The organism is Escherichia sp. E2748, assembly GCF_005781125.1.
Taxonomy (GTDB): domain Bacteria; phylum Pseudomonadota; class Gammaproteobacteria; order Enterobacterales; family Enterobacteriaceae; genus Escherichia.
The window spans coordinates 200766-215251 of sequence record NZ_VATP01000028.1 but is presented as its reverse complement, the minus strand read 5'-3'; the positions used below and the strand labels follow the sequence as shown (position 1 = coordinate 215251).

At 53.3% G+C, this 14486-nt stretch carries 15 protein-coding genes; 5 read left to right on the top strand and 10 right to left on the bottom strand.

Annotated elements, in window-relative coordinates:
- The first annotated feature begins 69 nt into the window (after positions 1-69).
- Positions 70-456 carry a DUF3461 family protein gene (locus FEK42_RS20250; protein WP_000272188.1) on the top strand — a complete coding sequence of 129 codons (387 nt, stop codon included), beginning with the start codon at positions 70-72 and terminating at the stop codon, positions 454-456.
- Positions 457-544: 88 nt separating this feature from the next.
- Here FEK42_RS20250 and cdaR read toward each other — a convergent pair whose 3' ends face one another.
- The 3 genes from cdaR to dgt all read right to left on the bottom strand — a co-directional run bounded on the left by cdaR (position 545) and on the right by dgt (position 4931).
- The gene (cdaR, locus tag FEK42_RS20245) at positions 545-1702 is read right to left on the bottom strand and encodes a DNA-binding transcriptional regulator CdaR (protein ID WP_130217332.1); all 1158 of its coding nucleotides are present in this window, start codon (positions 1700-1702) and stop codon (positions 545-547) included.
- Positions 1703-1856: 154 nt separating this feature from the next.
- Positions 1857-3284, bottom strand: coding sequence for a serine endoprotease DegP (degP, locus tag FEK42_RS20240; RefSeq protein WP_130205012.1), 1428 nt, complete (start codon positions 3282-3284; stop codon positions 1857-1859).
- A gap of 129 nt (positions 3285-3413) precedes the next feature.
- Positions 3414-4931, bottom strand: coding sequence for a dGTPase (dgt, locus tag FEK42_RS20235; protein ID WP_138211938.1), 1518 nt, complete (start codon positions 4929-4931; stop codon positions 3414-3416).
- A gap of 83 nt (positions 4932-5014) precedes the next feature.
- Between dgt and mtnN the strand changes: the two genes are divergently transcribed.
- From mtnN to FEK42_RS20220, 3 genes are read left to right on the top strand one after another with little or no spacing between them, the layout of a single operon-like run.
- The gene (gene mtnN / locus FEK42_RS20230; RefSeq protein WP_064525028.1) at positions 5015-5713 is read left to right on the top strand and encodes a 5'-methylthioadenosine/S-adenosylhomocysteine nucleosidase; all 699 of its coding nucleotides are present in this window, start codon (positions 5015-5017) and stop codon (positions 5711-5713) included.
- Positions 5706-6506, top strand: a complete 801-nt coding sequence (btuF, locus tag FEK42_RS20225) for a vitamin B12 ABC transporter substrate-binding protein BtuF (RefSeq protein ID WP_135491933.1) — start codon at positions 5706-5708, stop codon at positions 6504-6506. Before mtnN ends, btuF begins: the two co-directional genes overlap by 8 nt.
- A gap of 37 nt (positions 6507-6543) precedes the next feature.
- The gene (locus FEK42_RS20220) at positions 6544-7167 is read left to right on the top strand and encodes a TRIC cation channel family protein (RefSeq protein ID WP_064525034.1); all 624 of its coding nucleotides are present in this window, start codon (positions 6544-6546) and stop codon (positions 7165-7167) included.
- A gap of 46 nt (positions 7168-7213) precedes the next feature.
- Here FEK42_RS20220 and erpA read toward each other — a convergent pair whose 3' ends face one another.
- The 4 genes from erpA to FEK42_RS23095 are packed head-to-tail and all read right to left on the bottom strand — an operon-like array spanning position 7214 to position 9120.
- Entirely contained in the window at positions 7214-7558 is a 345-nt protein-coding gene (gene erpA, locus FEK42_RS20215) for an iron-sulfur cluster insertion protein ErpA (RefSeq protein WP_001295564.1), read from the bottom strand.
- A complete protein-coding gene (gene yadW / locus FEK42_RS20210) occupies positions 7551-7616 on the bottom strand; it encodes a small protein YadW (RefSeq protein ID WP_120795373.1) in 66 nt (21 codons plus the stop codon). Before yadW ends, erpA begins: the two co-directional genes overlap by 8 nt.
- A gap of 23 nt (positions 7617-7639) precedes the next feature.
- A complete protein-coding gene (gene clcA, locus FEK42_RS20205) occupies positions 7640-9061 on the bottom strand; it encodes a H(+)/Cl(-) exchange transporter ClcA (protein ID WP_135491932.1) in 1422 nt (473 codons plus the stop codon).
- Positions 9058-9120 carry a hypothetical protein gene (locus FEK42_RS23095; RefSeq protein ID WP_214251109.1) on the bottom strand — a complete coding sequence of 21 codons (63 nt, stop codon included), beginning with the start codon at positions 9118-9120 and terminating at the stop codon, positions 9058-9060. The genes clcA and FEK42_RS23095 overlap by 4 nt, the downstream gene beginning before the upstream one ends.
- 162 nt (positions 9121-9282) lie before the next feature.
- On the opposite strand from FEK42_RS23095, the gene hemL reads away from it, so the two are divergent.
- Positions 9283-10563: a glutamate-1-semialdehyde 2,1-aminomutase gene (gene hemL, locus FEK42_RS20200; protein ID WP_130260753.1), complete on the top strand. Its 1281-nt coding sequence runs from the start codon at positions 9283-9285 to the stop codon at positions 10561-10563.
- 229 nt (positions 10564-10792) lie between these two features.
- On the opposite strand, the gene fhuB is transcribed toward hemL, so the two are convergent.
- From fhuB to fhuC, 3 genes are read right to left on the bottom strand one after another with little or no spacing between them, the layout of a single operon-like run.
- Positions 10793-12775 (bottom strand): Fe(3+)-hydroxamate ABC transporter permease FhuB, encoded by a 1983-nt coding sequence (fhuB, locus tag FEK42_RS20195; protein WP_135491931.1) that lies wholly within the window; start codon positions 12773-12775, stop codon positions 10793-10795.
- Positions 12772-13662 carry a Fe(3+)-hydroxamate ABC transporter substrate-binding protein FhuD gene (gene fhuD / locus FEK42_RS20190; protein WP_135491930.1) on the bottom strand — a complete coding sequence of 297 codons (891 nt, stop codon included), beginning with the start codon at positions 13660-13662 and terminating at the stop codon, positions 12772-12774. The genes fhuB and fhuD overlap by 4 nt, the downstream gene beginning before the upstream one ends.
- A complete protein-coding gene (gene fhuC / locus FEK42_RS20185) occupies positions 13662-14459 on the bottom strand; it encodes a Fe3+-hydroxamate ABC transporter ATP-binding protein FhuC (protein WP_096319580.1) in 798 nt (265 codons plus the stop codon). The genes fhuD and fhuC overlap by 1 nt, the downstream gene beginning before the upstream one ends.
- Positions 14460-14486: the final 27 nt, after the last annotated feature.

The window sequence follows — 14486 nt, the reverse complement described above, 5'->3', positions numbered from 1 at the left end:
GTCGAGCCGGGCGGGCCTGGCCAAATGCTAAGATAAGCACCATTTACTGACTCATTTTGAGGTAACGCTATGTACGACAATCTGAAAAGTCTGGGTATTACCAATCCTGAAGAAATTGATCGTTACAGCCTCCGGCAGGAAGCCAACAACGATATTCTGAAAATCTATTTTCAGAAAGACAAAGGCGAGTTTTTCGCTAAGAGCGTGAAGTTTAAATATCCGCGTCAGCGCAAAACAGTGGTCGCCGATGGTGTGGGTCAGGGTTATAAAGAAGTGCAGGAGATCAGCCCGAATCTGCGTTATATCATTGATGAGCTTGATCAAATCTGCCAGCGTGACCGCAGCGAAGTTGATCTTAAACGTAAGATCCTCGACGACTTACGTCACCTGGAGTCAGTAGTAACCAATAAGATCAGCGAGATTGAAGCCGATCTGGAAAAACTGACGCGTAAATAATCCCGAACAGACAGTTAGCTCGGGCAATCCCCTCTTCCCTTCGGGGTGAGGGGAGCAAGCCAGCGCCGCCTCGACCTTAACGCGTAACCTACCGCTCTTCATCCAGTTGCAACGCAACATACAGCAGCAACCTGTCATCAAAATTGCCCAAATCCAGCCCGGTCAGTTCCGATATACGATTAAGCCTATACTCCAGAGTATTGCGATGGATAAACAGCGCCTTTGACGTTGCCAGCGGCTGCACATTATGGCGAAACCACGCTGCCAGCGTCCGCCGCAGCAAGCCATTATTATCCATCGCTTTTAGCCGTGCCAGAGGACGCGCCAGTTCGTTGGCTTGCCAGTCGCCACGTAAACTGTCGAGTAATACTGGCAGCATCAGATCCTGATAAAAATAGCAGCGACTTTCTGGCATCCGCTGTTTACCCACTACCATCGTTGTTTTCGCCGTACGATAAGAACGCGCAATACTGCCAGCGCCGGTAAAATAATTGCCCAGTGACACGCGAAAACGCAACTGACCGTACTCCTTCATACGAGTAATAAGTTGCTCTACTCGCTTACGATGGTCCTCAGCATCCCAGCGCCCAAACGTATTCAATGCCGGTTTCAGCACCACCATTTCGGTTAGCGAGACTATCGCCACCAGATTGTTGCGTTCCGGCGTGGTGAGTGCATTTTGCAGTTGCTGTAGTTCCGCCATCGCGCTGTCCACGCCAAGCTGGCCGCTATCGACCTCGACAATGGCCACCACGCGGGGTTGATTGAGATCGATACCCAGTCGTTGCGCCCATTCGGTTAACGCTGGCGTATTTTCTTCAGCCTGAATCAGATGCATGACTAACTCTTCACGCAGTCGGCTATCCTGCGCCAGCAGGTGCATCAACCGCGACTGTTCCAGCATCATCTCCGCCGTCATACAGACCAGTTCACCATATTTGCGCAAATGCTCCGGTTCACCGGTCAGGCCGATAACGCCGACAATCTCGCCTTCCAGCCGTAACGGCAGGTTAATCCCCTGACGTACACCGTGCAGATGGCGCGCTACCGCATCATCGATATCGACCACCCGCCCTTGCGACAGTACCAGTAATGCACCTTCGTGCAATTCACCAATACGCTCACGATCGCCGCTGCCGATAATTCGCCCGCGAGCATCCATTACGTTGATATTGGTATCGATGATGCGCATGGTACGCGCCACGATATCCTGCGCCATTTTGGTATCAAGATGCCAGCCAGCCATAAGCCCTCCGTTGTGCACGGTTTAGCATAAGGAAGTACGCAACCCACAGCATTGTGCAAATGCACAAAGGACGACAGAGAAATATGGAGTTGTGGAGGGGGTCACAAATTGAAAAGAGAACCCCTTCCCGTTTGCAGGAAGGGGTTGAGGGAGATTACTGCATTAACAGGTAGATGGTGCTATCGCCGCGCTGAATGTTCAGCGCCAGCACTGACGGCTTGCTGTCGAGAACTTTACGCAGTTCAGCGATGTTTTTCACTGTCTGCTGGTTCGCGCCAATAATCACATCACCTTTTTTCAGGCCAATCTGCGCAGCCGGAGTACCGGTTTTCACGTTGTTCACGACCACGCCCTGATCTTTGCCTTTGTTGCTCATTTCAGCGCCTTCAATGCCGTTGAAGATAGAGCTGGAATCAACCTGATTCTGGCTGCTCTGCTGCAGTTCCAGATTCACGTTGACCTGCTTACCATCGCGCAGCAAGCCCAGGGTCAGTTTGCTGCCCACCGGCATAGTACCCACCTGAGCACGCAGCGCGGCAAAGCTGCTGATCGGCTTACCGTTCAGTGAGGTGATCACATCACCCGCTTTAATCCCCGCTTTTGCAGCAGAAGAGTTCGGCAGAACCTGGCTTACGAAAGCGCCACGCTGGGCGTCAACTTTCATTGCTTTCGCCAGCTCAGAGTTCAGCTCGGTCCCCATAATGCCCAACTCGCCGCGTTTCACCTGGCCGTATTCCACCATCTGCGAGGTCAGGTTTTTCACCATGTTGCTCGGGATAGCAAAACCGATACCGATGTTACCGCCGTCCGGTGCAAGGATCGCGGTGTTGATACCGATCAGTTCACCGTTCAGGTTAACTAGCGCACCACCGGAGTTACCCCGGTTGATTGCTGCGTCCGTCTGGATGAAGTTTTCGTAGTTTTCGGCGTTCAGACCGCTACGCCCCAGTGCAGAGACGATACCGGAAGTTACCGTCTCGCCCAGACCAAACGGGTTACCGATAGCGACGGTGTAATCACCCACGCGCAGCGCATCGGAATCCGCCATCTTAATCGCGGTCAGGTTTTTCGGGTTCTGGATCTGGATCAGCGCGATATCAGAGCGCGGATCTTTGCCGACCATCTTCGCGTCGAACTTACGGCCATCGCTCAGTTGAACTTTAATGACCGTCGCATTATCGACAACGTGGTTGTTAGTCACGACATAGCCTTTATCGGCATCAATGATGACGCCAGACCCCAGCGCCATGAATTTTTGTTGCTGGCCACCGCCGTTACCACCTTGTCCACCACCCTGACAGAACGGGGAGCTCTGGAACGGAGAACCTTCCTGGCAGAACGGGGAATCATCACCGAAGAACTGCTGGAAATTACGCGGCATACGCGGCGTATTAACGGTTGTGCTACCTTCTACGTTAATGCTGACCACTGAAGGCATCACCTTTTCGAGCATCGGTGCAAGGCTTGGCATCTGCTGGGCTGTCGTTGCTGAAGAAGTCTCAGCCGCCGTTGCAGAGAGCGGAGATAACGCCAAACCTAAACTCAGAGCCAGTGCACTCAGTGCTAATGTGGTTTTTTTCATGTATTTCAGTCTCGATTAACAGATAACGCAAAATTGCTGTGTTCTTCAGATTCGTTTTATAGCGCGAAGTTCCGAACTAAAGTTTCTGCAAAAAGTAAAAATTTATTGTCCGTCTTTACAAAAGCCTGGTTATTGTTCTACGGCCATCAGACGACGGTATTCATCCCACGCATAAAGGTCTGTCATACCGCTGATATAATCCTGTAACAGCCGGCAGCGGTAATAATATTCCCATAGCGGGAACTCAGGTGAATCTGACGATAATTTACTGACAGCCTCAACATAGGCCAACCGATGACGCGTTGAGAGCTTATGGAATAAACGCGTTTCAATAGGAAAACGTTTCACACGTTCTTTTTCAACAAGTTCGGTAAAGTCTGATAACGACATGTTTAACAACGGTCGATATATCTCTAATAAACCGCTAATCACCCGGTAGCCCTGCAATTCAAGCTGCTCGACATCTGGATGGCTAAACACATGTTTTACAGCGACATTTTTATATAACTTCAGCAACTGGCTACATTCGCTGGCATCCTCTAACAGTGCATGATTAAAGGTTCCGGCAAAAATTGCAGGTAAGTTATCAATAAATCGTTGTGCCGCATACGGCACCAGTTTATTTAAGGTATTTACGCGTAAATACATAAAAAACTGATCTTCCGTGCTACGACTTAAGCTATTTGAGCGCGATTTTTCCCAGGCATTTTCTACCACCTGCGCAAACAGAGAACCGTTCTCATGCTGGCCCCACGCTTCATGCAGATGATGATAAAGCTGTTCAACGGTAAATATTCTTTTTTCTACCGCATCTTCAAGGTCAGCCACACAATAAGATATATCGTCGGCAGCTTCCATAATCCACGTTAATGGGAAGCGACTGTAAAGTGCTAAATTAAGTTCTTTACGTAAACGCGCAATATAGAATTCTTCAGAAAGGTAGTAGCCCGGCTTTTTCATTAAATAATCGTGAGTCTCGGGCGTTTCGCCACGCCACCACGCCGGACGGGTATATTTTAAAATACCGCCGACCTGAGCCCAGGTAAGATTCATCCGCATCAATGTATGCACCAGACGAATACCCTGTGCATTACCTTCAAAATGACATAAGTCCTGACGAATTTTTCGCCGCAGCTCGTTAAGTGACTCCTCCCCTTCCCTCAATCGCAACGCCGCCACGCTACAGCGATCGTCGGTTAATGGCTGGCTTTCGGCATCCGCCGGGTACAAACGCTGACGGAACCAGTCATTAATAGCTGCCTCGCCAAAATGACCAAACGGCGGATTTCCTATGTCATGCATCAGACACGACATTTCGACAATGCTTTCAAACGGCCCGGTCAACTCGTCCAGACCGTAAGCCTCCAGCAATTTAAGCTCTTTCAGGCGGCTTAAAATCTCTTTAGCGATATAACGCCCCACCTGCTGAACTTCCATAGAATGGGTAAGACGCGTGCGCACGGCAGCATTGCGCTCAAGTGGGAAGACCTGTGTCTTTTGTTGCAGACGGCGAATCGCCGGGGAGTTGATAATACGCCCGCGATCGCTCTCGAAGATCCGCAGGATCTCATGTTCAGTTTTAACGCCCTGCGGTGAACGATAACGACGATGCCAGTTTATTTTATTTCGGAAATCAATCTGTGCCATGTCCTCTCCCGCGTGAGAAATACGCTTCCCCTCAAGCGCATGATAAACTATGCCTTCAAATCGAGCTTATCGCGAGTAAATCTATGAAAATCGGCATCATTGGTGCAATGGAAGAAGAAGTTACGCTGCTGCGTGACAAAATCGAAAACCGTCAAACTATCAGCCTGGGCGGTTGCGAAATCTATACCGGCCAACTGAACGGAACCGAGGTTGCGCTTCTGAAATCAGGCATTGGTAAAGTCGCAGCGGCGCTGGGTGCAACTCTGCTGCTGGAACACTGCAAGCCTGATGTGATTATTAACACCGGTTCCGCGGGTGGCCTGGCGCCAACGCTGAAAGTGGGCGATATCGTTGTCTCGGACGAAGCACGTTATCACGACGCGGATGTCACGGCGTTTGGCTATGAATACGGTCAACTGCCTGGCTGCCCTGCAGGCTTCAAAGCTGACGATAAACTGATCGCTGCCGCCGAGTCCTGCATTGCCGAACTGAATCTTAACGCTGTACGTGGCCTGATTGTTAGCGGCGACGCTTTCATCAACGGCTCTGTTGGTCTGGCGAAAATCCGCCACAATTTCCCGCAGGCCATTGCAGTAGAAATGGAAGCGACGGCTATCGCTCACGTTTGCCACAATTTTAACGTCCCGTTTGTGGTGGTGCGCGCCATCTCTGACGTCGCCGATCAACAGTCTCACCTTAGCTTCGACGAGTTCCTGGCCGTTGCTGCCAAACAGTCCAGCCTGATGGTTGAGTCACTGGTGCAGAAACTGGCTCATGGCTAAGTCACTCTTCAGGGCGCTGGTCGCCCTGTCTTTTCTTGCGCCACTGTGGCTCAACGCCGCGCCGCGTGTCATCACACTTTCCCCCGCTAACACCGAACTCGCATTTGCCGCCGGGATCACGCCGGTAGCGGTCAGCAGTTATTCCGACTATCCGCCAGAAGCACAAAAAATAGAGCAGGTTTCCACCTGGCAAGGGATGAATCTGGAACGTATTGTGGCGCTAAAACCCGATCTGGTCGTAGCCTGGCGCGGGGGTAACGCCGAGCGGCAAGTTGACCAGCTTGCTTCGCTGGGAATAAAAGTGATGTGGGTCGATGCGACAAGCATTGAACAAATTGCCGATGCGTTACGTCAACTGGCCCCGTGGAGCCCGCAACCTGACAAGGCCGAGAAAGCCGCGCAAACCTTGCTGGAACAGTATGCGCAACTCAAAGCTAAATTCGCCGATAAGCCTAAAAAACGTGTTTTCTTACAATTCGGCATTAATCCGCCGTTCACCAGCGGAAAAGAGTCGATTCAGAACCAGGTACTGGAAGTTTGCGGTGGAGAAAACATCTTTAAAAACAGCCATGTTCCCTGGCCGCAGGTTAGCCGCGAACAGGTATTAGCACGCGCGCCACAGGCAATTGTCATCACTGGCAGATCGGACCAAACTCCTAAAATCGAGCAATACTGGGGTGAACAGCTCAAAATTCCCATTATTCCTCTCACAAGTGACTGGTTTGAACGTGCAAGCCCACGTATTATCCTCGCTGCACAACAACTCTGTAATGCGCTTTCACAAGTGGATTAGCGCCTGACCTTTTCAGGTGCTCAGTGGGGATTGAACAATGCTCGTCTATTGGCTGGATATAGTCGGCACAGCGGTATTTGCCATCTCCGGCGTTTTACTTGCCGGAAAATTGCGTATGGACCCTTTTGGCGTCCTGGTATTAGGCGTGGTTACCGCGGTAGGCGGTGGAACCATTCGCGACATGGCGCTGGATCACGGTCCGGTATTTTGGGTGAAAGATCCCACCGATCTGGTCGTTGCAATGGTAACCAGCATGCTGACGATCGTCCTGGTACGCCAGCCAAGACGCTTGCCGAAATGGATGCTGCCGGTGCTGGATGCTGTTGGGTTGGCAGTCTTTGTTGGCATTGGCGTCAACAAAGCCTTTAATGCGGATGCGGGTCCATTGATTGCGGTATGTATGGGCGTTATTACGGGCGTCGGCGGCGGGATCATTCGCGATGTGCTGGCGCGCGAAATCCCCATGATTTTACGTACAGAAATCTACGCTACAGCCTGTATTATCGGCGGTATTGTCCACGCTACGGCTTATTATACGTTTTCCGTCCCGTTAGAAACGGCCAGTATGATGGGGATGGTGGTAACGCTATTGATTCGACTGGCAGCTATCCGTTGGCATCTTAAACTGCCGACGTTTGCGCTGGATGAGAATGGGCGTTAAAGAGAGCAGATGTGCCGGATAGCTTATCCGGCACATTAACAGCAGATTAGATGCTGAAGGAAGAACCGCAACCACAGGTGCTTTTCGCGTTCGGGTTGGTCACGATGAAACGCGAACCTTCCAGTCCTTCAGTATAATCAACGGAACCACCAACCAGGTATTGCAGGCTCATCGGGTCAACCACCAGGCCTACGCCCTGTTTTTCAATGGTCATATCGCCTTCGTTCACCTGATCATCAAAGGTGAAACCATACTGGAAGCCGCTGCAACCGCCACCGGTGATATACACGCGTAATTTCAGATTCGGGTTATCTTCGTCAGCGATCAGGCTTTTAACTTTGTTGGCTGCTGCGTCGGTAAACTCCAGCGGCAGTGCTACGTCATCACTCATATTTTGCTCCAAACGACATCGGCAATTGGGCAAATTCTAACCCAATAATAATCGCCATTATCTAATACCCTGGTATTTCGTTCAAGTATTCTCGCTGGCAACAGCGGCCTTGCTTCGCGCCAGTTGTTCCGCTTCCTGTTTTGCCAACGTGCGCGCAAGAATCGCCGAGTATAGCGGTTTTCCGCCGGTAAATTGTGCTAATAGTGTTGCGCCAAGACCGGTAATAATCATTGGCAAAATGAGCTGATAGTTATCTGTCATCTCTAATACCAGAATGATCCCCGTTAACGGCGCACGAATGGATGCCGCCAGTAACGCGCCCATTCCGGCAATAGCAAAGGTGCCTGCTTCAAGGTGATATTGCGGAAACAGTTCAACGGCAACCATTCCGAACGCGGTTCCCAGCACGGTACCCAGCGCCAGCATCGGGGCAAAAATACCGCCCGGCGCGCCGGAAGAGAAACAGAGTAAGGTGGTGATGACCCGCGCGACAAAGATAAATACCAGCATTCCCATGCTGAAGTTCCCCGCCGTGGCGATAGGAATCAGGTTAAAACCGCCACCGGAGGTTTCAGGCGCGACAAACCCCAGCAGCCCACACAAACCGCCAATCGCACCGCCCATCAGTACCCATTTGGTTATATTGCCGCCGTGTACGCGATGCAGCAAATCCTGCATCCCCAGCACCCATTTATTAAAAACAGGGCCGAAGATACCAAAAATAATACCGAGAATCAGATAAAGCCAAAGCGTATTGAGCGGGGCGTCAGAAAGTTTACCGACATCAATAAGTGCAACTTCGTGGTTAAATACCCGGTACATAATGGTCGACATAATGACGCCAATAAATACCGCTTTAATCGAAATTAGCGTATAGCGAAACTGCGGACGCATCTCTTCAATAATAAAAAGAATACCCGCCAGCGGCGCATTAAAAGCCGCCGCCAGACCCGCCGCCGCACCGGTTGCCAGTAACGTATGGCGAGCTTCGTCACCTTTCATGCGGAAAATATCAAGCACCATCCGGCCAATATTACCGCCAATCTGCACGGTTGGCCCTTCGCGCCCCAGGACCATACCGCCGCCCAGCGTCCCCAGACCACCAAAGAATTTCACTGGCAATACACGCCACCAGCGAACGGGACGTTGATCTTCCAGCGCCCCTTCAATTTCCGGGATACCCGAACCACCCGCTTCCGGCGCGTATTTGCGCACCAAGAAATAACCGAACATCGCCAGCGCTGCCGAACAGAGAAAAGCAACGGTTAACAGAAGTGGGTAATTATCGGCAGTATGTACCAGCGCGCCCATTCGTTGGTTCTGCAACCAGGCGACACCTTTGTCAAAAGCAACCGCTGCCAGCCCGACAAGGGTACCGACGACCGCCGCCATAAACAAAATAGCTAATGGCGTTTTATCACGCTCAAGAAGCTGGCGAATGAGTTGTCTGCGTCGCAGACGCGCAGCCTGCGGTATTTCATAAGAGGGAGTATCAGTTTTCATCCAATGATCACATATTGGTCATACAAATAAGATGACGGCATTTTACTCGCACATTCAATGAAAATCCTTTGCAAAGCGTAATGTTTCAAATGCACAAAACTTTTATACTCTACGAAGTCAAAGTTGCAGCAGTAAAAGCAACTTGTTGACGAGTATTTAACTTGTTATGAATAACCTAGAATAGCAGCCATTCACTTTTTCTACGAATCAGGAACCCCTCCATGAGTAAGTCTGAAAATCTTTACAGCGCAGCGCGCGAGCTGATCCCTGGCGGTGTGAACTCTCCTGTTCGCGCCTTTACTGGCGTGGGCGGCACTCCACTGTTTATCGAAAAAGCGGACGGCGCTTATCTGTATGATGTTGATGGCAAAGCGTATATCGATTATGTCGGTTCCTGGGGGCCGATGGTGCTGGGCCATAATCATCCGGCGATCCGTAACGCAGTGATTGAAGCCGCCGAGCGCGGTCTGAGCTTTGGTGCGCCGACCGAAATGGAAGTGAAAATGGCGCAACTGGTGACCGAACTGGTGCCGACGATGGATATGGTGCGCATGGTGAACTCCGGCACCGAAGCGACAATGAGCGCCATCCGCCTGGCCCGTGGTTTTACTGGCCGTGACAAGATCATTAAATTCGAAGGTTGCTACCACGGTCACGCTGACTGCCTGCTGGTGAAAGCCGGTTCTGGCGCGCTCACTTTAGGGCAGCCAAACTCACCGGGCGTTCCGGCGGATTTCGCTAAACATACCTTAACTTGTACTTATAACGATCTGGCCTCTGTACGCGCCGCGTTCGAACAGTACCCGCAAGAGATTGCCTGTATTATCGTCGAGCCGGTGGCAGGCAATATGAACTGTGTTCCACCGCTGCCAGAGTTCCTGCCAGGTCTGCGCGCGCTGTGCGACGAATTTGGCGCGTTGCTGATCATTGATGAAGTGATGACTGGCTTCCGCGTGGCGCTAGCTGGCGCACAGGATTATTACGGCGTGGTGCCAGATCTCACCTGTCTGGGCAAAATCATCGGCGGCGGAATGCCGGTAGGTGCCTTCGGCGGTCGTCGTGATGTGATGGATGCGCTGGCTCCGACTGGCCCGGTGTATCAGGCGGGTACGCTTTCCGGTAACCCGATTGCGATGGCCGCCGGTTTCGCCTGTCTGAATGAAGTCGCGCAGCCGGGCGTTCACGAGACACTGAATGAGCTGACAACACGTCTGGCAGAAGGTCTGCTGGAAGCGGCGGAAGAAGCGGGAATTCCGCTGGTCGTTAACCACGTTGGCGGCATGTTCGGTATTTTCTTTACCGACGCCGAGTCCGTAACATGCTACCAGGATGTGATGTCCTGTGACGTCGAGCGCTTCAAGCGTTTCTTCCATATGATGCTGGACGAAGGTGTTTACCTGGCACCGTCAGCGTTTGAAGCGGGCTTTATGTCCGTGGCGCACAGCATGGAAGATATCAATAACACCATCGATGCTGCACGTCGGGTGTTTGCGAAGTTGTGATCCAACATTGTTTGCCGGATGCGGCGTGAACGCCTTCGTTTGTAGGCCCGATAAGATGCGCCAGCGTCGCATCGGGCATTGTTTGTCGGATGCGACGTGAACGCTTTATCCGACCTGGAATTCAGGACCGTTTGTAGGCCCGATAAGACGCGCCAGCGTCGCATCGGGCATTGTTTGTCGAATGCGGCACCTTATCTGACCTACAGTTCAGCGCCGTTATATGGGCAAATTAACGGCTCTGCTTTCTCAGCAAATAGATAAAATATGGCGCGCCGATAAAGGTCGACAGCAGCCCCGCCGGGATCTGGAACGGAAACAGCACCATCCGCCCACACCAGTCAGCGAACACCAGCAGCAACCCACCCACCAGCGCTGAAATCACAATATGCGGCATCGTCCGTCGAAAGCCCATCATCCGCGCAATATGCGGTGCCATTAAACCGACAAAACTCAACGGTCCAATGGTCATTGTCGCGGTCGCCGTAAGGCAAGCCGCTAACAGCAGCAACGCAATTCGCGTCGGCGTCAGCGCCATCCCCACAGCCCGCGCGGTATCACCGCCCAGCGGTAAAATGGTCAGCCAGCGGCGGCACAGCGGGGTAATCGCCAGCAAAATCACCATCACAATCCCCGTGCGCCAGACCTGCGCATCGGTCGCGTTGTAGGTCGAACCAGAAATCCAGGTCAGCACTTGCGCCATTCGCGGGTCACCGCTCGCCTGCAACATCATCAAAAGCATGGTGAACGCGGTGCTTAGCGCCATCCCCGCCAGTAACATGCGGTGTGGGGAAAATCCACCGCGTCCGGCGGCGATCATAATGATCAACAGCGTCACCGCCGCCCCGAGACTTCCCGCGGGTAACAGCCAGCCAAAGGCATTACCCGGTACCAGAAACAACATCAACACCACGCCAAACGCCGCGCCAGAGCTAATCCCCAGCACTTCTGGGCTTGCCATCGGGTTTCCGGTCAGCCGCTGAATAATACAGCCCGCCACCGCCAGCATGACGCCCGCAAACAACGCCGCCATAATTCGCGGCCAGCGCCAGGGCATCAAATCCTCGAGCAACGCCCCGCTCGCCCACGTCCAGCCGTGCGCATCACGACCAAACGACAACGCCACCACCACTGCAATCAACAGCAGCACGCCGCCCGCGAGGGCAAAGGCCAGCACATGTTGGCGTTCAGCCGCGACACGATCGTTGACCTTCATATCCGGAGCGCTAATGCTGCGTAAACGCGGCAGCAGCCACAGTAACAGTGGCGCACCGATCAACGCAGTGACCGAACCGGTAGAAACTTCCATCCACACGCGAGTCAGCCAGAGGATGATTTGATCGGAAAGCCAGAGGATCAGCGCCCCAATCAGCGACGCCAGCATCAGTCGCGGCAGCAGACGCCGCGCGCCCAGCATTTTTGCCAGCAGCGGCGCGAACAAGCCGATAAAGCCGATAATCCCCACCGCGTTCACCAGCAGCGCACTGATGACAATCGCCAGCGACAGTGCCGCCAGACGCGCGAGCGACAAGGCCAGCCCCAGATTGCGCGCCACGCCATCATCAAGCCCCATCAGGGTTAACGGGCGAAGTAGCAGTAACGTCAGCATCACGCCGCCCAGCAGCTGCGGCCATAAACGCTCAACGCCGCCCCAGTCGGTTTGCGTCAGCGTTCCGGTGCTCCACAGGAACATGCTTTGCAGTTGGTCATGATGGAAGATAACCAGTAACTGATTGATTGCCCCACAATAAAGGCTCACTACCAGCCCCGCGAGGATCAGCGTTACCGGCGAAAGCCGTTTCCCCCACGCGACGCCAAAGACAATTAAGCCAACAACACAAGCCCCTGCCAGCGCAGCAAACTGGCTCGCCATCGCGCCGGGGATCGCCCAGAGCGTCGTGACGGTAATCCCCAGTTGCGCGCCTGTAGCAACGCCCAACGTCGTCGGTTCCGCCAGCGGGTTACGCAGCACTTGCTGAAACAGCACGCCCACCAGCCCCAGGCCCGCGCCCACCAGTAGCGAAATCGCCAGACGCGGCAGCAAGCTGTAGTGAAAAATCATCTGCTCGATGACATCGATATCCGGCGACCAGGCAGCCTGCGCCCATTGGCTACGCGGCAGCGCCTGCGAAAAGTTCATCCAGGTCAGCGCCGTAGCGACAATCACCAACAGCGCCAGCAATAACGCCGGGAAAAGCGCAATTCGTTTACTCACGCTTTACCTCCGATGGCGTTATCCAGAATACGTACAAAGTGCATTGCCGAAAGCGTCGCACCATAAAACCAGACTGCGGGTACGCGCTGAAAGCGTCCGGCGCGGACAAACGGCATGGCCTGCCACAGCGGGGTTGCCATTAGCGCGTCCATGTCTTTGCTGTTGTCGTGATCAAAACAGAGCACATCAACATCTTTATACGCCGCCAGACGATCGATACTGACGGTAGTACTGCCCCAGAAATTGGTTTCTCCCTGCCAGGCATTCACAATGCCGTATTCATCGAGAATTTCCTGGAACAGGCTGTTTGGACCGAAGACCAGCATATGGCGCGGATCGAGAAGCGACGTCAGCAATAACGGGCGCGCTCCACGCTTCACAAAGCGGGGTTTCATGCTGCGGATAAAGTCTTCATATTGCGCTAAATGCGTTTCTGCTGCGTTTTGTAGATTAAGTAAATCCGCCATTTCCGTCAGCGATTTACGCGCCATCGCCAGCGGCTGTTTGCCGTCGCTGAAGTTAAATCCGCGTCCCGGCGCAATGCGTGCCAGCATTTCTGGCGAAGGGCCATATCCCGCCGACCAGACCATAAACGACGGTTTCATTTCGGTCAGCAGTTCAAGGTTAGGTTCTGTACGCAAACCAACGTCAATCACCGAATCTGGCAATGGCGGTTCGCTGACCCACAGGCGATAGTTAATGGTGTCTGCCACACCGTAAGGTACGATGCCGAGCGCCAGCAGTAATTCCACCGGCAACCACTCCAGCGCCACAACGCGATGTGGATCAATAGCCGCCGCACGGGCGGTATTCATCTGCCATAGCAACGGAGAAAGCGCCATCGCCGTTAACAGTCGGCGGCGCGAAATAAGAGGTAAACCGCTCATCAATAAACAAAACTCACAGGTGCAGCACCCGCCGGATGCGGCAAAATCCCCATCGGGATGCCATAAATCATTTCGAGGGTTTCGCCGCGCATAATTTCCGCAGGCGTTCCCTGAGCAATCATTTCACCACCGCGCAGGGCGACCAGATAATCACAATAGCGCGCCGCCATATTGATATCGTGCAGCACAGCAATGACCGTCAGACCACGTTCCTGACTTAAACGATGCACCAGCGCCAGCACGTCAACCTGGTGGGCGATATCCAGCGCCGAGGTCGGTTCATCCAGCAGCAGGCAACGGCTGTCCTGCGCCACCAGCATGGCGATCCACGCCCGCTGACGTTCGCCGCCGGAGAGGCTATCGACCAGCCGATGCGCCAGCGGTTTTAAGCCAACCAGCGAAATCGCCTCTTCGACCTTTTCGCGATCTGCCGCGCCAAAGCGCCCCAGCGCGCCATGCCACGGGTAACGACCAATCGCCACCAGTTCACGCACGGTCATCCCTTCTGCCGGAGGAAGTTGCTGCGGCAAATAAGCCACTTTGCGGGCGAATGCTTTGCTACTCCAGCTTTCCAGCGGCTGGGTATCAAGAAGGATTTCGCCTTCCGACGGTGGCTGATGACGGCCAAGCATTTTGAGCAGAGTGGATTTACCAGAACCGTTGTGACCAATCAGACCGGTCACTTTCCCGGCAGGAAAGGTTAACGACAGCGGATGCAAAAGCGTGCGCCCTGGCACACGAAAGGAGATATTACGCAGTGCAAAAGTGGTATCGGAATGATTCGTGTATTCCTGCATAACAGCCAACTTGTGAAGCGGGCACGG